A 20,803-nucleotide genomic window follows, 5' to 3' on the forward strand; every position below is an offset into this window, starting at 1 on the left:
GATCGGCGATAATCGTCGTCATGAGCGTCAATCTGAAAACCAAAGAAGAAATCGAACTGATGCGCGTCGCCGGTCGCCTGGCCGCCGAGGTGCTCGACATCGTTGGCCCCCACGTCAAGCCGGGCGTCACCACTGCCGAGCTCGACCGCATCTGCCACGATTACATCGTCAACGTGCAGGGCACCATTCCTGCCAATGTCGGCTACCGCGGCTTCCCCAAGAGCGTCTGCACTTCGGTCAACAACGTGATCTGTCACGGCATCCCGAGCGCGGCCAAGATCTTGAAGGACGGCGATATCGTCAATATCGATGTCACCGTCATCAAGGACGGCTGGCACGGCGACACCAGCCGCATGTATTACGTGGGCACGCCATCGGTGATGGCCAAGCGTTTGGTGGATACCACGTATGAGGCGATGTGGCGCGGTATCCGCGCGGTCAAGCCGGGTGCCACGCTGGGCGATGTGGGCCACGCGATCCAGAAGTTTGCCGAAGCCGAGCGCTTCAGCGTGGTGCGCGACTACTGCGGCCACGGCATCGGCAAGGTCTACCACGACGAGCCGCAGGTGATGCATTACGGTCGTCCGGGCGAAGGGTTGGTGCTCAAGCCGGGCATGACCTTCACCATCGAGCCCATGATCAACGAAGGCACCTATCACCATAAGACGCTGCCCGATGGCTGGACCGTGGTGACCAAGGACCGCAAGTTGTCGGCGCAGTGGGAGCACATGGTCGCGGTGACCGAAGACGGCGTCGATGTGCTGACGCTGTCGGCCAATTCGCCCGCGCCGGTATGACGGACACGCCGGCGGATCGACCCGACCCGGGTGTCGCCGGCGACGCGGAATGGGCCGCGCAGGCCCGTCCGCTGCTGGTGCATGCGGATATGCGGCTGTGCAAGCGCTTCGATCAGGGCGAGCCGATAGAACGGCTGGTCGCGTTACGCGCGCGCGCGGTCGACCAGTTGATGCGCAATGCCTGGGCGCGCTGCATTCCGCCCGATAGCGGCCTGTCGTTGCACGCCGTTGGCGGGTATGGTCGCGGCGAGCTGTTTCCGCGCTCGGACGTGGATGTACTGGTGCTGGGCAATACCGCCGCGCAGCAGCGCCACGAGCAGGCGCTGGCCCGCTTGTTCGCATTGTTGTGGGATGTCGGTCTGCCGATCAGTCACGCGGTGCGTTCGCCGGCGCAGTGCACCGCCGCAGCGATCGATCAGACCGTGCTCACCGCGTTGATCGAGTCGCGGCCGCTGGTGGCCGACGGCGAAGCGCGTGCGGCGCTGGCCGCAGCGATCGCGCCGCAATGGGTGTGGCCGCCGCGCGATTTCTTCCAGGCCAAACGCGAAGAGTTGCTGGCACGGCATCAGCGCTTTGGCGATACCGCCGATAACCTCGAACCCGACATCAAGGACGGCCCGGGCGGCCTGCGCGATTTGCAGACGCTGGGCTGGATGGCGCTGCGCGCATTCGGGGTCAAGGATCTGGAAGCTTTGGTCGGGCTGGGCCATGTCGGCTTGGACGAAGCGGCTGCATTGCGGCGCGAGCGCGAAGAATTGGCGCGGTTGCGCTTTGGCCTGCACATCGTGGCCAACCGGCCAGAAGAGCGGCTGCGTTTCGATTACCAAAAGACGCTGGCGCAGCGGTTGGGGTTTGCTGACGATCCGGAAAGCCTGGGCGTTGAAAAAATGATGCAGCGCTTCTACCGCAGCGCTGCGTTGATCCGCCGCATCAGCGACCGACTGTTGCAGCGTTTCGAAGAACAGTTCGATGGCGAAGCGGTACCGGAGCCGCTGGGCGACGGTTTCAGCCTGCGTCGCGGCTATTTGGCCGCCGATGCCGAGAGCTGGCCCGATGGCGATGTGCTGCAGGTGTTCGCGCTGTTTGCGCAGTGGGCAGCGCATCGCGATGTGCGCGGGCTGCATTCGTTGACCGCACGTGCGCTGGCCGAAGTCTTACGCGATCTGCCTGCCTACGATGTCGCCGACGCGACCGCCCGCGAGCGCTTCATGGCGCTGTTGCGCGGGCCGCGTGCAGTGGAAACGCTCAATCGCATGGCGCGGCTCGGCGTATTGGGGCAGTGGATTCCCGCCTTTGCCAGCGTGTCCGGGCGCATGCAGTTCGACCTGTTTCACGTCTATACGGTAGATCAGCACACCCTGATGGTGCTGCGGAACATCGCGTTGTTCGCTGCCGGACGTGCCGACGAGCGGTTTTCGATCACCCACGAAGTCTGGCCGCGCCTGCGCAAGCCGGAATTGCTTCTGCTGGCCGGTCTTTTTCATGACATCGCCAAAGGCCGTGGCGGGGACCACTCCGAACTGGGCGCGGTGGATGCACGCGCGTTCTGTCTTGCGCACCGGTTGAGCGAAGGCGATACCCAACTGGTGACCTGGCTGGTGGAGCAGCATCTGCGCATGTCGGTCACCGCGCAAAAACAGGACATCTCCGACCCGGAGGTCATCCATCGTTTCGCCACCCTGGTCGGCACCCGCGAGCGGCTGGATTATCTGTATCTGCTGACATGTGCCGACATCGCCGGCACCAGCCCCAAGCTGTGGAACGCATGGAAAGACCGGCTGCTGGCGGATCTGTATTTCGCTGCGCGTCGCGCGTTGCGCGAAGGTCTGGAACATCCGCCGCCGCGCGAGGAACGCTTGCGCGAGGCGCGCGATTCCGCGCGCGCGCTGATGCAGGCGCAAGGCCACGACGATGCCACCATCGACCGCCAGTTCGCCGGCATGCCGGACGAAAACTTCCTGCGCTTCCGTCCCGAGCAACTCGCCTGGCAGGCGGCGTCGTTGATCGAAGTACAGATCGGCCAGACCTTGGTCAAGGCGCGTCGTGCGGTGCCGGACAACGATGCGCTGGAACTGTTCGTGTATTCGCCGGACCGCGATGGCCTGTTCTCGGCCATCGTGGCCACGCTGGATCGCAAGGGCTACGGCATCCACCGTGCGCGGGTACTGGACGCGCCGCACGACGCGATCTTCGACGTGTTCGAAGTGCTGCCGCAGGAAGGCTATGCCGACGGCGATCCGCAGCGTCTTGCCGCAGCGCTACGGCAGGTACTGGCCGGCGACCTGCAAAAGGTGCGGCCATCGCGGCGTGCCGTGCCACGCCAATTGCGACATTTCCGTTTTGCGCCACGCGTGGAATTCAGCGAAAGCGCTGGCGGCCGCCGCACCCGCATCAGTCTGGTCGCCCCCGATCGCCCCGGCCTGCTGGCCGATGTGGCGCATGTCCTGCGCATGCAACATCTGCGCGTGCACGACGCGCGCATCGCCACCTTTGGCGAGCGGGCGGAGGATCAGTTCCAGATCACCGACGAGCACGATCGCCCGTTGTCCGAATCCGCCCGGCAGGCCCTGCGCGATGCGTTGTGCGCCTGTCTCGATCCCGCCTAGTACATCCGGAGACCCCCATGGCCACCACCAAGAAGACCGCGCGCAAGCCCGGCGCCACCACCGCCAGCGCCGCACCCAAGCGCGCCGCGACCTCCACCGCCAAGGCCGCCAAGACGCCCGCAGGCACGGCCAAGCCGGTAGCGAGCGTCGGCAAGAAGGGAGCGGTCAAGACGGCGGCGGTCAAGAAAACCGCGGTGGACAAGCCCGCTGCAAAAAAGAAGGCTGGCGCACCGCGCGTGGCCAAGCAGGCAACCCGCGTGGTGTCGGCGCCGGCCGCAAAGAAGGCGGCCGCTGCGAAGAAACTGCCGATTGCCGAGCAGGCCGTGCAGAGCGCGGCAACCCATGTGGGCAGCGATGAACTCAAGTTCGGCATCGAAAGCGCGTTCGAGCGCCGTGCCACCTTGACGATGGACGAGATCGAGGGCTCCACCCGCGCGATCGTCACCCGCGTGATCGACGGCCTGGAGAGCGGCGTATTCCGCGTCGCCGAGCCGGACGGGCAGGGCGGCTGGACCGTCAACGAGTGGTTGAAGAAAGCCGTGCTGCTGTATTTCCGCGTCAACGAGATGGCGGTTATCGACGCGCAGCCGGCGCCGTTCTGGGACAAGGTGGAGTCGCGCTTTGCCGGCTTCCATGAAGCCGAATTCCGCAAGGCCGGGGTGCGCGTGGTGCCCGGTGCGGTGGCGCGCCGCGGTACCTATTTCGGCAAGGATGTAGTGCTGATGCCGAGCTTCACCAATATCGGTGCCTATGTCGGCGAAGGCACCATGGTCGATACCTGGGCCACGGTGGGCTCGTGCGCGCAGATCGGCAAGCACTGCCATCTGTCCGGCGGTGCCGGCATCGGTGGCGTGCTCGAACCGTTGCAGGCCAGCCCGACGATCATCGAAGACCACTGTTTTATCGGTGCGCGCTCGGAAGTGGTCGAAGGTGTGGTCATCGGCCATCACAGCGTGATCGGCATGGGCGTGTTCATTTCGCAGAGCACGCGGATCTACAACCGCGCCACCGGCGAAATTTCCTATGGCTATGTGCCGCCGTATAGCGTGGTGGTGTCCGGCCAGCTGCCGTCCAAGGACGGTTCGCATTCGCTGTATTGCGCGGTGATCGTCAAGCAAGTGGATGCCAGGACGCGCAGCAAGACCAGCGTCAACGAGCTGTTGCGCGGTCTGGCCGATTGAGTCCCGCACACGCAGACGTGGGCGCCCTGCTGTCGCGTCCGGCCAGTGGCTGGACCCGGTGGGGCATCCCGGCCCTGTGGCTGGGATGGGTTGCGGTCTACGTGGCAGGCTCGCTGGCCCGCGACGGCGTCCCGCAGCAGGTGGATGTGCTGCGCTGGCTGGCACCTGTCGCGATGGTGGGGCTGACCGTGCGGCACTACGTGCTGTGCAGACGGTGGGCGCAGGTGCGCGATGCCGGCGATGCGCTGGAGATCGTGCAGCAGGCGCGGTCGCAACGTGTAGACCTTGCGCAATTGCGAGCGGTCGATCCTGCTTGGCTGCTTCCGCCGGTGCGGCTGGCATTGAATTCCACGGTGAACGCAGGCAGGTGGTGTTCCTGCCTGCTCATGGGCAAGACCCTGCCGAGTTAACGACCACCCTGCTGGCGCGTGCAGGCGAGCGCCAGGCAGTTGAAGAGAGCACGACATGACCACGTTGTATGGATTGAAGAACTGCGATACCTGCAAAAAGGCGACCAAGTGGCTGGATCGTTTCGGCGTCGCCTACACGTTTGTGGATTACCGCGACAACAAGCCGTCGCCGGAGGCGATGCTGGAGTGGGCCGGCAAGGCGGGCGGATTCGATGCCTTGATCAACAAGTCGTCTACCACCTGGCGGCAGTTGCCCGACAACAAGAAGGCGCCCGGTTCGGAAGCGGAGTGGAAGCTGTTGCTGCGCGAGTACCCGCAATTGATCCGCCGCCCTGTTGTGGTCACCGATGACGGTGCACTGACCCAGGGCTTTTCCGATAACGGCTTCAAACGGCGCTTCGGCGTCGGCTGAGTGGCGCTTTTCGCAGGCAGACTGCGGTGACGATGCCGCAGGTCGATGGTTGCCGCGTTGACACGGCAAGATCAACTCACGCCGCCACCGGCGGCCTCCACGCAGGTGATGTTCCATGAGCGATGTGCTGGATTTGACCCGCGACCTGATTGCGCGCGCGTCGGTAACGCCGGTGGATGCCGGGTGTCAGGCAATGCTTGCGCAACGACTGGATGCGGCCGGTTTCCGCTGCGAGCACCTGCGTCTGGGCGAAGTCGATAATCTGTGGGCCACGCATGGTCGCGGCGCGCCGGTGCTCGTGCTGCTCGGGCATACCGATGTGGTGCCGCCCGGCCCCCGCGAGGCTTGGACCAGCGATCCGTTCGATCCGCAGATCCGCGACGGCGTGCTGTACGGGCGTGGTGCGGCGGACATGAAGGGCAGCGTCGCCGCGTTTGTCATTGCCGCAGAGCAGTTCGTTGCCGCGCATCCAGCGCACGCAGGCACGCTGGCGGTGCTGCTGACCTCGGACGAAGAGGGCGACGCCATCAATGGTGTGCGCCGGGTTGCCGACGTGTTTCGCGAACGTGGGCAAACGATCGATTGGTGCATCACCGGGGAGCCTTCGTCTACCGAGCGTTTGGGCGATCTGTTGCGCGTCGGCCGCCGCGGCAGCCTGTCCGGCAATCTGATCGTCAACGGTGTCCAAGGCCATGTGGCGTACCCGCACAAGGCGCGCAACCCGATCCACCTGGCGGCACCGGCGCTGGCCGAACTGATCGCGCGGCGATGGGACGATGGCTTCGAAAGTTTCCCGCCCACCAGCCTGCAGATTTCCAATATCCATGCCGGCACCGGCGCCAATAACGTGATCCCCGGCGAGCTGCAGGTGGCTTTCAATCTGCGTTACACCCCGCACTGGGATGCGCCGCGTCTGGAGGCAGAAATCACCGCAGTGCTGGATCGCCATGCACTGGATTACAGCGTGCGTTGGCACCGCAGTGGCGAGCCGTTCTATACGCCAGAGGGGCGGCTGCGCAGTGTCGCGCGCGAGGTGTTGGGCCAGTTCGCCGGCGCGCCGCCGGAAGAGAGCACCGGCGGCGGTACCTCCGATGCGCGCTTCATCGCACCGCTGGGCGCGCAATGCATCGAAGTCGGCCCGGTCAACGCGTCGATCCACCAGGTCGACGAGCATGTGCGCGTGGCCGATCTGGAGGCGCTGCCGTCGCTGTATCGCACGCTTGTCGAGCGCTTGTTGATCGGCTGAGCGAGCGCGGCGGCGCCGTCGTTGCCGCTGAAACAGTTGCGCCAGCGAAAACGAACGGTTAGCGTCAACTGCATGGTCATCCGCTTCGCCAACCTCAATAACGCCAACCGCAATGCGCTGCGCGCGAATAATCGTGCGCGGCCGATGCGGGTCTGCGACTAGGCGAAGTACACCCAAACGCCCAGGAATCAGAAAACCCGCATCGGCCGATGCGGGTTTTTTTTTGGGCGTCACTTCCATGCAGCATGCTCGTCCACCGGCCACCCATCCCCGTCGTTTCATCAGGAGTGTTTCCATGTGTTCCATCTTCGGCATTTTCGGCCTGCAACCCGGCGACGATCTGCAGGCCCTGCGCCGGCAGGCGCTGGAATGTTCGCAGCGGCAGCGGCATCGTGGCCCGGACTGGAGCGGCGTGTATGTCGACGCTGGTGCGATCCTGGTGCACGAACGCCTGGCCATCGTCGATCCGGCCGGCGGCTCGCAACCATTGCTCTCGGAAGATGGGCAGCTGACATTGGCGGTGAATGGCGAAATCTATAACCATCGCGAACTCAAGCAGGAGCTGCAGCAGCCATACGCCTTCCAGACCGGCTCAGATTGCGAAGTGATCAACGCGCTGTACCGCGAGGATGCACCGGCCTCGTATCTCAACCGCCTCAACGGCATCTTTGCGTTCGCACTGTGGGACAAGGCGGCCGGGCGGGTGATCATCGCGCGCGACCCGATCGGCGTGGTGCCGCTGTACTGGGGACATGATCGGGAAGGCCGCCTGCGCGTGGCCTCGGAGCTGAAATCGTTGGTGGACGACTGCGCCGATGCCGCGCAGTTTCCGCCCGGTCACTGGTACGACAGTGCCACCGGTGCCTTGAGCCGCTACTACGAGCGCGCCTGGCGCGAATACGGCGAAGTGGAAGGCGTGCAGGTGCAACTGCAGGAGTTGCGCGAGGCGTTCGAACGCGCGGTGCATCGTCAGCTGATGACCGACGTGCCGTATGGCGTGTTGCTTTCCGGCGGTCTGGATTCCTCGTTGGTCGCCGCGGTGGCTGCGCGCTATGCACGGCATCGCATCGAAGAAAACGACACCACCGAAGCATGGTGGCCGCGCCTGCATTCGTTCGCGATCGGCTTGAAAGGCTCGCCTGATCTTGCCGCTGCCGAGGTGGCCGCCGCCGCACTGGGTACCGTGCATCACGGCTTCGAATACACCTTCGAAGAAGGCCTGGACGCGTTGCCGGAAGTGATCCGCCATATCGAAACCTACGATGTCACCACGATTCGCGCGTCCACGCCGATGTTTCTGCTGGCGCGGCGTATCAAGGCGATGGGCGTCAAGATGGTGCTGTCGGGCGAAGGCAGCGACGAAATCTTTGGTGGGTATCTGTACTTCCACAAGGCGCCGAACGCGCGCGAGTTCCATGAAGAGCTGGTGCGCAAGCTCGACGCGCTCAACAACTACGATTGCCTTCGCGCCAACAAGTCGATGATGGCCTGGGGCGTGGAGCCGCGCGTGCCGTTCCTGGACCGCGAGTTCCTGGACGTGGCCATGCGCATGGATGCCAGCTTCAAGATGATCGACAAAACCAGCACCGGCGCCACGCGGATGGAAAAGGGCGTATTGCGCCAAGCCTTCGCCGGTTATCTGCCCGAATCGATCCTGTGGCGGCAGAAAGAACAGTTTAGCGATGGCGTGGGTTATGGCTGGATCGATGGACTCAAGGCCCACGCCGCCACGCATGTGAGCGACCGCGAACTGGCGGCGGCCGACCGGCGTTTTCCGGTCAATCCGCCGCAGACCAAGGAGGCGTATTTCTATCGCAGCCTATTCGAGCAGTTTTTCCCGAGCCAGGCGGCGGCAGAAACCGTGCCCGGCGGTAAGTCGATTGCGTGCTCGTCGCCGACTGCGATTGCCTGGGACGCGAGTTTTGCCGCGATGGCCGACCCATCGGGCCGTGCGATTGCCGGCGTGCACGAGCAGGCACTGGCTTCGTAACGCAGGTTTCAAGGGCAGCGGCCGGCGCGCGCCCACGCATTGCCGGCCGCTCTCTATCGCCCGTGTTTATTGCTCGTGGCGCACGCAATAGCCGTAGCGCTGCGGCTCAATATCTACACCGGCCACATCGGCCTGGTTGTTGCGCCACAGATTCGGCTTGAAGTCGGCCGCGGTGCAGTTGGCCGCGCGGTCCACACCGATGGTGTAGGTGAACGGCGTATTGGAGAAACGGTTGTTCTCGAACACGTTGTCCTGACTCATGCTGTTGTCCCAGCACAGGATTTCCGGCGTGCGGTAGCGAATGGCGCAGGCCAGGAACACGCCGGCCACCTTGTTGCCATCGAACTGGTTGTTGCTGAAGCGGTTACGTCGCGCATCGGATAGATAAATGCCCTGGCTGCCGTTGCGCTCGAAGCGGTTGTTACGGATCTCGCTGTCTTCCAGATGTTCGGTGGTCAACCCGGCCGCCACGTTGTCGTGGATGTAGTTGTTGACCATGGTGACCTTGGCCGTGCGGTTGAATGACACGCCGTCCCAGATTGCGCCGGAGACATCGTTGTTTTCGATGGTGATCTCGCGCGTGTCGTATTCGCTCAACAGGCAGGCGCTACGGCATTTGTTGACCTGTAACCCGGCCAGACGAATGCCCTGGCCGGAGCGCACCACCACCGCGCTGTTGCTCAGGTATGGGCGCTCGGGCATGAATTCCTTGTCGCCGGTGCTGGCGACGATCTGCATGTCTTCGATGCTGACATTGCGGATCACGCCGGTCGGCTGCTGGTTTTCGTAGTCGCCTACCACCAGTGCGGGTTGTTGCACGCCATCGGCCATGCGCAGCACCGTGCTCGGGCCTTTGCCGCGCAGGGTCAGGTTGCCGCGGTGGATCGACACCAGCCCACTCAGCGGAAATTCGCCTTTTTCAAGACACAACACCGACGGCGTGTCGCTCTGCGGAAGTTTGTCGATGGCCTTCTGCAGATCCTGGCCTGGCTTCACCTTGGCGGTGCAGCTGGCGACAGGCGCATCTGGCGGGCCGGATTTGGCTGGGGGCGCGGCCGAGCAGGCGGCTGCAAACACCAGGGGTAACAGGGCAGAAACGGAGCGGGCAAGCTGAGGCATGCGGATTCCGGTCAGTGAGGGGAGAGGGGCGGTCGCTGTGGAGATATCTCGGATCGCGACGGCCTCTAGTGTGTCCCACTGAACGTTAAGTTCCAGCCCATGAGAGCCTGCGCGATTCGGCGCAGGTTCATTGCGTGGCAATCGAGCGCACCGCAAGTGTGCGTCAAGGCGCAGTTGCGGTCGTGGGTGAGTGCAGGTGAGACGCACGCAAGCATGCAGGTGATGCTTACCGGATGGCGACACAGGCGCCGTCACCATGCCCACTGCAGCTGCTTGGACGATCGACCACACTCAGAAGGTGTAAGCCAACTGCGCATAGATGCGCCGCGGTTCGCCCGGGAAGTGCCCGCCACGCGCGTTGAAGCCGCTCACGGCATACACCTTGTCGAACAGGTTCTTGACGTTGATCTGCAGCTTCCATGCATCCCATTGCGTTTGCCAGCTGATGTCGTAGATGGCGTATGGCTTGACGCGTTGTCCATCCAGACTGACGCGCTCGCCCACGTAGTCGGCGCCGAACGCAATCGCCGAGCGCCAGGCCGGCAGGTCGTAGCGGGTCCACAGTCCGAGCGTGTTGCGCGGTGCATTGGCGAAGCGATCGCCCGATGCATTGGTGATGCCGTCGCTGCCGGCATCGAGCACGCGCGCATCGTTGTAGGCGTAGGTGAGATTGAGCACCCAGCGCTGGGTCAGGTCGGCCAGCAGGTCGACCTCCAGCCCTTCGCTGCGCACCAGGCCCAGTGCGGACAATTGGTTGACGCCATCGACGACGCTGCCATTGGCTTGCACGATGTTGCTGCGTTCGATGCGATACAGCGCGGTGTTGAGGGTCAGGCCGCCATCGTTGAGCGCGGTCTTCAGACCAAGCTCCCATTGCTTGCTGCGCTCCGGGTCGAACGGCCCGCCGACGCTCGCATCCTGATTTGCCGCGTCCTGCGGCACAAAACCGCTGGCGTAGCTCGCATAGGCATTGACGCCGTCGCGCAGCACGAAGGTGCTGCCCACGCGCCAGCTGAGGTCGTTGCCGGTGATGCGCGAGCCATCCAGCAGGTTGTCGTCCTTGAAGCCGTCCCAGCGCAGTCCGGCCATCGCGTACCAGCGCGGCGTCAGCGTCAGTTCGTCCTGCAGATACGCGCCGTAGCGCAGGCTGCGCGTGCTGGTGGCACGCCACGGGAGCGTGTCCAGACCATAATCGTAGAAGCCGCTGCGCCCGTAGACCGGGTTGAACAAATTGATGCCAGGCACCGGCCCGCGCACGCGTCCGGTATCCGCGGTATTGGCCGTTTGCGCCCGGAAATCGGCGTCCAGGCGATAGTAATCGGCGCCCATCAGCAGCTTGTGTGCGATGGTACCGGTGCTGGTGCGGAACACCGCATTGACGTTGCCGGAAATCGCGTCGTTGTCGCGGTACTGGTTGCGCAACTGCCGCGTCATCCACTCGGCAGTGCCGTCGCGATCGCGGTCGATCAAGCCCATCGGCTCGTGATAGATCTGATGCTCATCGTTCTTGAACCAGCGCAGCGCCATGTCCACATCCCACGCACTGGACGGCGAAAACCGATACTGCGCGAAGGCGACCTTGGCGCGCATGTCGAGAAAATCGGTAGGCTCGTTGTGGTTCCAGCGGCGGTCGGTGAGGAAGTTGCCGTTGTCATCGACCGGCACGCCGCGCAGGCGATTGCCGCCCAGGTTTTGGGTGATATCGGTGTATTGCAGGGTGAGTTCACCGGTGTCGCCGACATCGAAGGCCAAAGACGCATCGCCGATCTGGCTCTGGCTATCGGTGTTCCAGCGAAAGCCGTCCTCGCCATCGGCATAGGCGCCGATGCGATAGCGGATACGGCCGTCGTCGCGCGCAGGTCCTGTGGCTTCGAAGGACGCGGCGCCGAACGATTGATTGCCCAGTTGCAGCTCCACCCGCCGCTGCGCCTGGTGTGCAGGTTTGCGGGTGACGTAGTTGATGACGCCGCCGGGCTCGCCGGCACCATACAACGCACCTGCCGGGCCCTTAAGCACTTCAACGCGTTCGATGTTGAACAACTGCGGCACGGAGAAGCCTGCATACGGGTCGCCACGCAGACCGTCATACAGCACGTTTTCCTGGCGAAAACCGCGCAAGGTAACCCCGGCGTAGCTGAAGAAACTGATGCCGCTGATGCTTCGATACAGATCGGTGATCTGGCGCGCGGCCTGGTCGTCGATCAACTCGCGCGGCAGCACCTGCACCGATTGCGGCACCAGCGAGAGCGGCGTGTCGGTGCGCGTGGCCACGGCGGCGTCTTCGGATTTGTAGAGCGTCTGCGCACGACCGACGACATCCACGCCATCCAGCTCGGTGACGGCCGCTGTTGTGATGTGTTGAGCGAAAGCAGGTTGCAGAGCGAGCGCAGCGGCGAGCGCGGTGACAAGGAGCGTGGGTCGCATTGGTCACTAATGGGAATCGTTATCAAGTGCATCTTAGCATGATGTGTTTGCGCAATTGCAGAGGTCGCTACCGCATGGACGCGGTGCGTTATGCGATGTGCTTGTGGGCGTGTGCGCGCAGGGATGCAGACATGCGAGACGCGAAGAATCGAGTGCGGGAATGCAGTAGTGCAGAAGGCAATGCGGGGAGGCAGCATCGGCTTCCTTCTCCCACCGGGAAGGGGCCGAAGGGCGGATGAGGGGGCGAGCAAAGTCACGTGTCATCGCGTCTGCATGCGCATTTGTAGGAACGCATGGAGAGTAGCGTCGCTTGGCCGGCAGCATTGCTAATGCGGCGTATCCCTCACCCCAACCCCTCTCCCGAGGGGAGAAGGGTTTTTGCAGCGCGGTTATGCTTTCCGATTCTTTTCCACGCCTGCGTCGAGCGCTGTCGATGCGTAGGGCAGTGCAGCCTAGTCTGCTGTCCGGCACGGCGTAATGCGTCGTACCCGCAGTCCAGCATCTGTCCCGACGACAAAGGGGCTTGCACGGTGGCGATGCCGGATCTTTCTGTGTTCTGCTTCCAGAGCAGCGTGCCAGCCACTTCTACTGCGGACGCAATTCCAGCATGTAACGCGTGGCAGTGGGCAGAAAAGGTGTGGGTCGCCCATGCACCCAATCCTCGTGTCCTGCCCCCCAGAACGGCGACAGCGGGTGGCCGCTCTGACCGCCGGGCATGTGCACGATGCCGTCCTGTTCGTGGCCAGGCGACACCACCATGCGTTCGGAGGCGCCGAAGGCCGGGCCCTGCACGCGCGGCATATCGCGGTCGCCTGGGAGTTGGTCGGCGGGCATGCATAGCCAGCGTTTGGCGAAATCGGGCAGTGCGCGGGCGATCGGGTGGCAGATGGCGGCGGTATTGCGCTCGCCCCAGGTGCGCGTGTCCAGTGGCTGGCCTGGGTCTGCCTGTGCAGCTAGCTCGGCCTGCGCACTGCTTGCGGCATCGCTCAGCAACTGCTCCCAGCTCGCAAATGTGGGTGGCAGCAAGTTGGCGGGGCGCTGCTGCAAGAGCGGCCAGACGATGCCTTCCAGCTGCGCGCGGCGCGGTGCCAGGAACTGCTCGCCCAACGCGGCTTGGGCCGGCGCCAGCAGGCCAGCTTCTACTTTATCGATGGTCTTGCTACGGAACTCGCGCACGATGCGGTAGCTGGCCGAGGTGGTGGATGCATGGCCATCCCACTGGCGCGTTGCCTGTTCGATCTGCTGCAACGCCGGGTCCTTGCTGTGCTCGACCACCCCGCGCAGGAGCTGCCACCACCGCGTCAACAACAGCGCGCGATCGTCCAGCTGGATCGCCAACAGATCGCGCTCGTTGAAGCGCTGCTTCGCGAACAGGTCGTCGCGGATCTGCTGCGCACGCGCGCCGAGGTCGTAGCCGGCGTTGCCGAGCGTGGCCAGCTGCTGCGTATCGACCACGCGGCTATTGGCCGTCCATAGCCGATGCGAGGACGGGTCAATCAACGCCGGCGCCGCGTCGCTGCGCACCGGCCATGGCGTGCAGCCGGACGCTTGCGGGTCCCTCTGGGCAGGGGGCGATGCCGATGGCGGTGCAGCGGTCGCAAGTTCGGCAATGCCGGTGGGGCCGCACCCGGGATTGCGTGCCGGGCGCGCGCCGATCAGCCGCCAGGCGATGCGCCCGCTGCGATCGGCGAGCAACAGGTTTTGAGCCGGAATGCCCGAGCGGTCGGCGACCTCGAATGCGCTCTGCAGGTCGCGTGCGCTGCTCATCTGTGCGAAGTCCAGGCGGATCGCGCCCGGCAGCTGCGCGGCCCAGCGCAGCGCCAGGAGGCTGCCATCCGGGTTTTCATGCAGGATCGGCCCCCAAGCCGCCTCGCGCACATCCAGGCGCACTGGCGCAGCGCCCGCGACACGAATCGTTTCGACATGCGTGGTCAGCGCCTGTGGATGACCCGGCGTGGCAGCGGGAATCCGCGCAAAGTCGGCGGTGTCGATATAGCTGTTGGTGAACGCCCAGGCCACGTGGCCATTGCTGCCGACCACGACCGCGGGCAGGCCGGGCAGGGTGAAGCCGGTGACGTCCACCTTGCCCCCTGCCGCAGCGGTGTCGGGGTAGCGCAGCCGCGCGCGGAACCAGATGTTGGGTGCGCGCAGCCCCAGATGCATGTCGTCGGCGACGATGGCGCGGCCGTCGGCGGTGAGGCTGCCATCCACCGCAAAATTGTTGCTGCCCGGCGTGGGTTGCTCGGCAGGTGGCGCCGCGGGTGGATGCGGCAGGCGACGCAGATCCAGCGCAGCCGCATCGGGCAACACGGCATTGCCGTGCGCCGGGCCGAACAGCGGCGCGTCCCAGCTGGAGCCTTGATGGTCGAGCAGCGCCGCCAGGGCGGGCGGCACCACGGCGCGGATGCGCGCGGCGGCCAGTTCGGTCTGGTTGTCGCTGTCCTGCAGGTCTGCGTACATCGCCAGGCCGGTGAGGATGGAGTCGTCCAGCGTCCAGGCGCGCGGGGTCTGGCGCAGCAGCAAATAGGGCCAGGGCCGCACCGGCAGCGCGGCCAGCCCGGCATTCACGCCGTCGGTGTAGGCCTGCAGGGCAGCGCGCTGGCTGCCGGCGGCGGTATCCAGGTTGGCATGCACGCGTGCGCGCAGCCGATGCACGCGATTGCGCTTGTCCAGGTCCATCGCCTTGGGGCCGAACAGGTCGGATAATTCGCCGGCAGGCGCGCGGCGCATCAAATCCATCTCGAAATAGCGGTCTTGCGCATGCACGTAGCCGAGCGCGCGCATCGCATCGGTCTGGCTTTTCGCATCGATGGTGACCACGCCGTTGTGGTCGCGCTGCACGCTGACGGCAGCGGCCAGGCCACTCAACCGCGTGTCGCCATCCAACTGCGCCAGGCTGCCGCGCAGCAGCAGATACAGCGTCAGGCCGGCGGCGAGCACCAGCACCACAGTTGCCAGCATCAGCCGGGCCAGCCATTTGCGCATCGTCGATTCCTTGGAGCGTGGTGCGTGGGTGGCCTACAGACCGGGGCAAGCACGAGCAGCGGCACCGACGCGTCAGGCGCGGTGCCTGCCGATCCCGCACGCTTGCCGCTGCGCGGTGCTGGTATCGGCGGTTTCAGTGTGGCTGCGGATGATGACCGCGAGGGGTCTGGCCGCAAGCGCAACTGAAAGTGATTCCGATTAGATCATTGCCCGCCGGCTTAGTGCACCATGCGCGCATTGCGTCGCTGGAGCACACCATGAAAGGCCATCCCGAAGTCGTCGATTACCTCAAGCAGCTGCTACGCGGCGAACTGGCGGCACGCGATCAGTACTTCCTGCATTCGCGCCGTTACGAGGATCAGGGCCTGATGGCGCTGTACGAGCGCATCAACCACGAGATGCAGGAAGAAACCGAGCATGCCGATGCGTTGCTGCGGCGCATCCTGTTCCTGGAAGGCGACCCGGATATGCGTCCGGCCGAGTTTGCACCAGGCAAGACGGTGGTCGAGATGCTGGAGCGCGATCTGGTAGTGGAATACGAAGTACGCGCGGCGCTCGCTGCCGGCATGAAGCTGTGCGAAGAGCACGGCGATTACGTCAGCCGCGACATGCTGCTCAAGCAACTGCAGGACACCGAAGAAGACCATGCCTGGTGGCTGGAGCAGCAGCTCGGCTTGATCAAGCGGATCGGCCTGGAGCTGTACCAGACCTCGAAGATCGACAAGGGCCACGTCGCCGGTTGAGTGCAGGATTGCTGGACTGGCGTGCGGTGCAAGACTGCACGCTGGTGGCTGAGGCCGCCATGAGATGTGTGCCTTGAGGCCCGCACCCGCGGATTGCATTGGCTTACCTCGAAGTGCCGAGCGTCGTGGTTACGCCATGGCTCAACCGCTGCAGATCGCCGGCTCGATGCCGGCGTTTTTCATTGCGTTTTCCTGGCGCCAGGCTGACATGACAGAACGGGTCTCGACACAGTCAGCGACGTTGCAGGCGATACACCACGGTCGATAGCGCGGTGACGCCCTCGGCCCGGAAGCGTGGTTCCTGATCCAGGATGTCGCGCTGTTCCAACTGCTGCACCTGCCATTGCGCCTGAAACAGCGCCTGCACTTGCGCAGCATCCACCGCAAAAGGCGGGCCGGCCTTTTCGGCTTGCGGATACTCCAGTGTGATCAGCAGCCCACGACACGTTGCAGGCAAGCGCGCATAGGTGGTTTCCAGATACCGCCGGCGCAGGTCCGCCGGCAGGGCCACCAGCGCGGCGCGGTCGTAGACCGCCTTGCACTCGGCCAACACCTGCGCGTCCAGCGCGAAGGCATCGCCGCAGATGATCTCGATCGGGCCGGCGACGAAATGTTCCCCAGCACGGCTGGTGTGGCGCTGCGGTTGCAGGTTGGCGTCATCGAAAAACTGCGTCACCGCCAGCGGCGAGAGTTCCACGCCCAGGACACGATGGCCTTGGGCAGCCAGCCAATGCATATCCAGCGTCTTACCGCAGAGCGGCACCAACACGCGTGCGGCGCTTGGCAGCTGCAGTGCAGGCCAATGCTTCTGCAGCAGGGGCATCACCTCGTCCTGATGAAAGCCGGTCTGTCCGTCCTGCCAGCGTTGTAGCCAGAAGTCTGTGTCCATGGTCTCGTCGTGTTGGTGCAACGCGGTGCGGCATCGCGCTTACGAAAAAATCGCGCCATGTGCGCAGCGTGGCAGGGTGGCTCAGCGTTGCGGGTGATGGAGTTCGTTTCGCAGCCAAGCGCATCAATCAAATCGCCAGCTGCGCGGTTGCATGCAAGGAGGAGGGCCCACTAAACCATGGCCGGTGCTTTAGCCCAGACGCTACAGCAATTGCTGGACTCAAGCCGCGCCATTGACGGACGTGACTGGGCGATTCAACTGCCTGGCAGACGTGCGATGAGCAGCAGTCCCTCTGCATCGGCAGAGACCTGATCGTAATGAACCAGGCCACCAAAATCCGTGTCGACCATGATGCCGTGGCCAAGATAGCTCCAGCTCTCATGGCCCGGAAGATCATCGGCCGTGTCCATGCAGGCGACGACCTTCCCCCGGTATTGCCCGTCGATCTCGATGAGATCACCGGCTTTTGATTCTTGACGACCCGCGTACAGCATTGAACCTCCCAGCCAATACACCGCAACGCGGTGCGTTGGTGATTGATCGCGATGGAAGATCCCGTCCTCCTAGCTTCCGCCGCGCTTCGGTGAAACGCGGTGGCGACAAGGCCGGTCGCGTCGCCGCGCGCCGATCGGATGACAGGCCATTACTGCACTTCCAGGCCGTCCACCTTCTGCCGCGCCTCAGCAGCCTGAGGCGATAGCAATGTCAGTCGCGCCGCTGCGCGCCAGACGAGTGAATCACCGTCACTGCACTTCCAGGCCGTCCACCTTCTGCCACCCGCGCGGCAACAACGATCCACGGCTCGCACGTGCGCCCACATACGTGTCCAGATCCTTGAACGACAGGCTCATGGTGCGCGCGCCGCTGCGCACCAGCAGCGTGTTGCCCGGTGCCACCGCGACCACCGCCACCACGCGTTCGGTGCCGAGCTTGGCCTTGGGGATCTCGATGATCTTGTTGCCTTTGCCCTTGTCCAGCTCGGGCACATCGGTGGCCGGCACCGCCAGCAGGTTGCCGGCGCTGGTGACCGCGACGATGCGGTCGGTCTGCGGGTTGCTTACCTGCGCGGGACTCAACACGTGCGAGCCGGCGGTCAGGTTGAGCATGGCCTTGCCGGCCTTGTTGCGGCCGGTGAGATTTTCGAAGCGGGTCACGAAGCCATAGCCGTGCGAGGACGCCAGCACGAAGCGGGTCGCGTTGTCGGCGCTGGCCATGACCTGGAACGACGCACCCGAGCCGGGCGAGAAGCGTCCGGTCAAGGGTTCGCCGTTGCCGCGCGCCGAGGGCAGGGTGTGCACGGCGGTGGAGTAGGCGCGGCCCTCCGAATCCAGGAACGCCACCTGATGCGTGCTACGGCTACGCACCGCAGCCAGCAGGCTGTCGCCGTCGCGATACGACATGCCGGCCGGATCGACCTCGTGGCCCTTGGCCGCGCGCACCCAACCCTTTTCCGACAACACCACGGTCATCGGTTCGCTGGCGACCATCTCGGTCTCGTCGATGGCCTGCGCGGCGCCACGCTGCACCAGCGGCGAGCGACGCGCATCGCCGAACTTCTTGGCGTCGGCGGTGAGCTCATCCTTGATCAGCTTCTTCAGCTTGGTCTTGCTTTCCAGGATCGCCATGATCTGCGCGCGTTCCTTGGCCAGCGCTTCCTGCTCGCCACGGATCTTCATTTCTTCCAGGCGCGCCAACTGACGCAGCTTGGTTTCCAGAATGTATTCGGCCTGTTCCTCGCTGAGCGCGAAACGGGAGATCAATACCGGCTTGGGTTCGTCTTCGCTGCGGACGATGCGGATCACTTCGTCCAGATTGAGGAAGGCGATCAACAGGCCTTCCAGCAGGTGCAGGCGACGCTCGACCTTCTGCAGGCGATGGTTGAGGCGGCGGGTGACGGTGTCGCTGCGGAAGGTCAGCCATTCGCTCAACAGCTGGCGCAGGTTCTTGACCTGCGGCCGGCCGTCCAGGCCGATCACGTTGAGGTTGACGCGGTAGCTGCGTTCCAGGTCGGTGGTGACGAACAGGTGGCCCATCAACTGCTCGGCATCCACGCGATTGGAGCGCGGCACCAGCACCACTCGCACCGGGCTGGTGTGGTCGGACTCGTCGCGGATGTCTTCCAGCCAAGGCAGCTTCTTGGCGCGCATCTGCTGGGCGATCTGCTCGATCACCTTGGACGGCGACACCTGGTACGGCAACGCGTCGATGACGATGTTGGCGTGTTCTTTTTTATAGGTGGCACGTGCGCGCACGCTGCCATGGCCGGTCTCGTAGATGTTGCGCAGGTCGGCGGCCGGGGTGATGATTTCCGCGGTGGTCGGGTAGTCCGGGCCCAGCACGTGCTCGCACAGCTCGGCGACCGTGGCATCGGGGTTGTCGAGCAGGCGCAGCAGCGCGCTGACGATCTCGTTGAGGTTGTGCGGCGGCACGTCGGTCGCCATGCCGACCGCGATGCCGGTGGTGCCGTTGAGCAACAGGTGCGGCAGGCGCGCCGGCAACCAGGTGGGTTCTTCCAGGGTGCCGTCGAAGTTGGCCGCCCAGTCGGTGGTGCCCTGGCTGATTTCGCCCAGCAGCACTTCGGCGATCGGGGTCAGCTTGGATTCGGTGTAGCGCATCGCCGCAAACGACTTGGGGTCGTCGGTGGAGCCGAAGTTGCCCTGGCCTTCGATCAGCGGATAGCGGTACGAGAACGGCTGCGCCATCAGCACCAGCGCTTCGTAGCAGGCGCTGTCGCCGTGCGGATGGTACTTGCCGATGACATCTCCCACGGTGCGCGCGGATTTCTTCGGCTTGGCGGCGGCGTTCAGGCCGAGCTCGCTCATCGCGAAGATGATGCGGCGCTGCACCGGTTTCAGGCCATCGCCCAGGAACGGCAGGGCGCGGTCGAGCACCACGTACATCGAATAGTCGAGATAGGCGCGTTCGGCGTACTCGCGCAGCGGCAGCTGCTCGAAGCCGTGGAAGGTGGGGCGGGTCAGATCGGTCATGTAAAGCCAGGTCCTGCGAAAGAAGAACCCGCACCAGCGCGCGGACTCGAAGAGCGCCGATTATCCGGATGCGGCGGGGGATGCCAAGCCGCGTGCGTGGCCGGCCGCCAGATAACGGGTGGGCGGGGCGCCGAAATGGCGGTGAAACACACTGACGAAGGCACTGGGGCTGCTATAGCCGAGCTGGTCGGCGACAGCAGCCACCGCGCTGCCCTGGCTGAGCCGGCGCAGGCCCTCGGCCAGCCGTGCCTGCTGCCGCCATTGCGCAAAACTCAAACCGGTCTCGTCGCGAAAATGCCGGCTCAGGCTGCGCGGCGATAGTCCACCCCAGTCTGCCCAGTCTTCCAGCGAGCGCGGATCGGCAGGGGTCTCGAGCAGCTGGCGGGCGATACGCAGCAGGCGACGATCGACCGGCATCGGCAAGTGCAGGTGGTCGATCTGGACCTGGCAGAGCTCGTCCAGCAGCACCGCGGCCAGTCGTTGCTGGGCGGTGTCCAGCGGCTGGTCGAGTGGCCAGCCGGCGGCGCGCATGATCGCTTCGCGGGCCAGCCCGGTCAGCCGGATCACCCCACCTTGCGCGGGTAGGGCGGCGCAGGCGTCCGGCCGCACTACCACGCCCCAGCCGCGCATCGGGCCGGCCAGCTCAACGGTGTGCTGCTGGCCGGGCGGCATCCAGCCGGCGCAGCCCGGCGGCAGCGACAGCGTGCCCTGTTCGGTATGCACGGTCAGCACGCCTTGCTCGACAAACATCAGCTGCCCGCGCACATGCGCGTGCCAGGCGGTTTCCGGCGCCCACACCGCGCGCAGGTCTGCCAGGAAGGCGATCAGCAGCGGGCCGTCGGCCCATTCGAAGCTGCCGCGCACACCGGGCGGTAGCGCGTCCACCGTCGTTGGCGGGTTTTCGATAGTCATTGGCCTGATTGTATTACCGGGCCAGCCAGGGCGGCGCGTATGGTGGCGATCCTTGCGGGCGGTTTAATCCCGGTTGAGATATTTGCGTTGACAAATATATTT

The 20,803-nt window shown here is 64.8% G+C and carries 15 protein-coding genes; 8 read left to right on the top strand and 7 right to left on the bottom strand.

The window, feature by feature from the left end; translation table 11 throughout:
- Positions 1–20 precede the first annotated feature (20 nt).
- The 7 genes from map to asnB all read left to right on the top strand — a co-directional run bounded on the left by map (position 21) and on the right by asnB (position 8,642).
- Positions 21–797, top strand: a complete 777-nt coding sequence (gene map / locus BJD12_RS20560) for a type I methionyl aminopeptidase (RefSeq protein WP_005988256.1) — start codon at positions 21–23, stop codon at positions 795–797.
- Positions 794–3,403 (top strand): [protein-PII] uridylyltransferase, encoded by a 2,610-nt coding sequence (locus BJD12_RS20565; protein WP_039423339.1) that lies wholly within the window; start codon positions 794–796, stop codon positions 3,401–3,403. Before map ends, BJD12_RS20565 begins: the two co-directional genes overlap by 4 nt.
- Positions 3,404–3,420: 17 nt before the next feature.
- Positions 3,421–4,584, top strand: coding sequence for a 2,3,4,5-tetrahydropyridine-2,6-dicarboxylate N-succinyltransferase (dapD, locus tag BJD12_RS20570; RefSeq protein WP_005988259.1), 1,164 nt, complete (start codon positions 3,421–3,423; stop codon positions 4,582–4,584).
- Positions 4,581–4,994 carry a hypothetical protein gene (locus BJD12_RS20575; RefSeq protein WP_229003626.1) on the top strand — a complete coding sequence of 138 codons (414 nt, stop codon included), beginning with the start codon at positions 4,581–4,583 and terminating at the stop codon, positions 4,992–4,994. The genes dapD and BJD12_RS20575 overlap by 4 nt, the downstream gene beginning before the upstream one ends.
- Positions 4,995–5,049: 55 nt before the next feature.
- Positions 5,050–5,406 (top strand): arsenate reductase, encoded by a 357-nt coding sequence (locus BJD12_RS20580; RefSeq protein ID WP_005988261.1) that lies wholly within the window; start codon positions 5,050–5,052, stop codon positions 5,404–5,406.
- Positions 5,407–5,521: 115 nt separating this feature from the next.
- Positions 5,522–6,652, top strand: a complete 1,131-nt coding sequence (gene dapE / locus BJD12_RS20585; protein ID WP_005988263.1) for a succinyl-diaminopimelate desuccinylase — start codon at positions 5,522–5,524, stop codon at positions 6,650–6,652.
- A 295-nt stretch (positions 6,653–6,947) separates the two neighbouring features.
- Complete coding sequence (gene asnB / locus BJD12_RS20590; protein WP_005988264.1) at positions 6,948–8,642, top strand: asparagine synthase B; 1,695 nt, start codon at positions 6,948–6,950, stop codon at positions 8,640–8,642.
- Between the two features lie 66 nt (positions 8,643–8,708).
- On the opposite strand, the gene hpaM is transcribed toward asnB, so the two are convergent.
- The 3 genes from hpaM to BJD12_RS20605 form a co-directional block, all read right to left on the bottom strand.
- The gene (hpaM, locus tag BJD12_RS20595; RefSeq protein WP_039423845.1) at positions 8,709–9,761 is read right to left on the bottom strand and encodes a type III secretion-associated outer membrane-bound protein HpaM; all 1,053 of its coding nucleotides are present in this window, start codon (positions 9,759–9,761) and stop codon (positions 8,709–8,711) included.
- A gap of 291 nt (positions 9,762–10,052) precedes the next feature.
- Positions 10,053–12,185 carry a TonB-dependent siderophore receptor gene (locus BJD12_RS20600; protein ID WP_042827597.1) on the bottom strand — a complete coding sequence of 711 codons (2,133 nt, stop codon included), beginning with the start codon at positions 12,183–12,185 and terminating at the stop codon, positions 10,053–10,055.
- A gap of 585 nt (positions 12,186–12,770) precedes the next feature.
- A complete protein-coding gene (locus tag BJD12_RS20605) occupies positions 12,771–15,170 on the bottom strand; it encodes a penicillin acylase family protein (RefSeq protein WP_005988271.1) in 2,400 nt (799 codons plus the stop codon).
- A 257-nt stretch (positions 15,171–15,427) separates the two neighbouring features.
- Here BJD12_RS20605 and bfr point away from each other — a divergent pair, with 257 nt between their 5' ends.
- Positions 15,428–15,913 (top strand): bacterioferritin, encoded by a 486-nt coding sequence (gene bfr, locus BJD12_RS20610; RefSeq protein WP_074059611.1) that lies wholly within the window; start codon positions 15,428–15,430, stop codon positions 15,911–15,913.
- A 232-nt stretch (positions 15,914–16,145) separates the two neighbouring features.
- On the opposite strand, the gene BJD12_RS20615 is transcribed toward bfr, so the two are convergent.
- The 4 genes from BJD12_RS20615 to BJD12_RS20630 form a co-directional block, all read right to left on the bottom strand.
- Positions 16,146–16,802, bottom strand: coding sequence for a thiopurine S-methyltransferase (locus BJD12_RS20615; RefSeq protein WP_005988276.1), 657 nt, complete (start codon positions 16,800–16,802; stop codon positions 16,146–16,148).
- 254 nt (positions 16,803–17,056) lie between these two features.
- Complete coding sequence (locus tag BJD12_RS20620; RefSeq protein WP_005988278.1) at positions 17,057–17,296, bottom strand: hypothetical protein; 240 nt, start codon at positions 17,294–17,296, stop codon at positions 17,057–17,059.
- 249 nt (positions 17,297–17,545) lie between these two features.
- Entirely contained in the window at positions 17,546–19,789 is a 2,244-nt protein-coding gene (parC, locus tag BJD12_RS20625) for a DNA topoisomerase IV subunit A (RefSeq protein ID WP_005988280.1), read from the bottom strand.
- Between the two features lie 60 nt (positions 19,790–19,849).
- Positions 19,850–20,701 (bottom strand): AraC family transcriptional regulator, encoded by an 852-nt coding sequence (locus tag BJD12_RS20630; protein WP_005988282.1) that lies wholly within the window; start codon positions 20,699–20,701, stop codon positions 19,850–19,852.
- Positions 20,702–20,803 lie beyond the last annotated feature (102 nt).

The sequence above is a fragment of the Xanthomonas vesicatoria ATCC 35937 genome (assembly GCF_001908725.1).
Lineage (GTDB): Bacteria > Pseudomonadota > Gammaproteobacteria > Xanthomonadales > Xanthomonadaceae > Xanthomonas > Xanthomonas vesicatoria.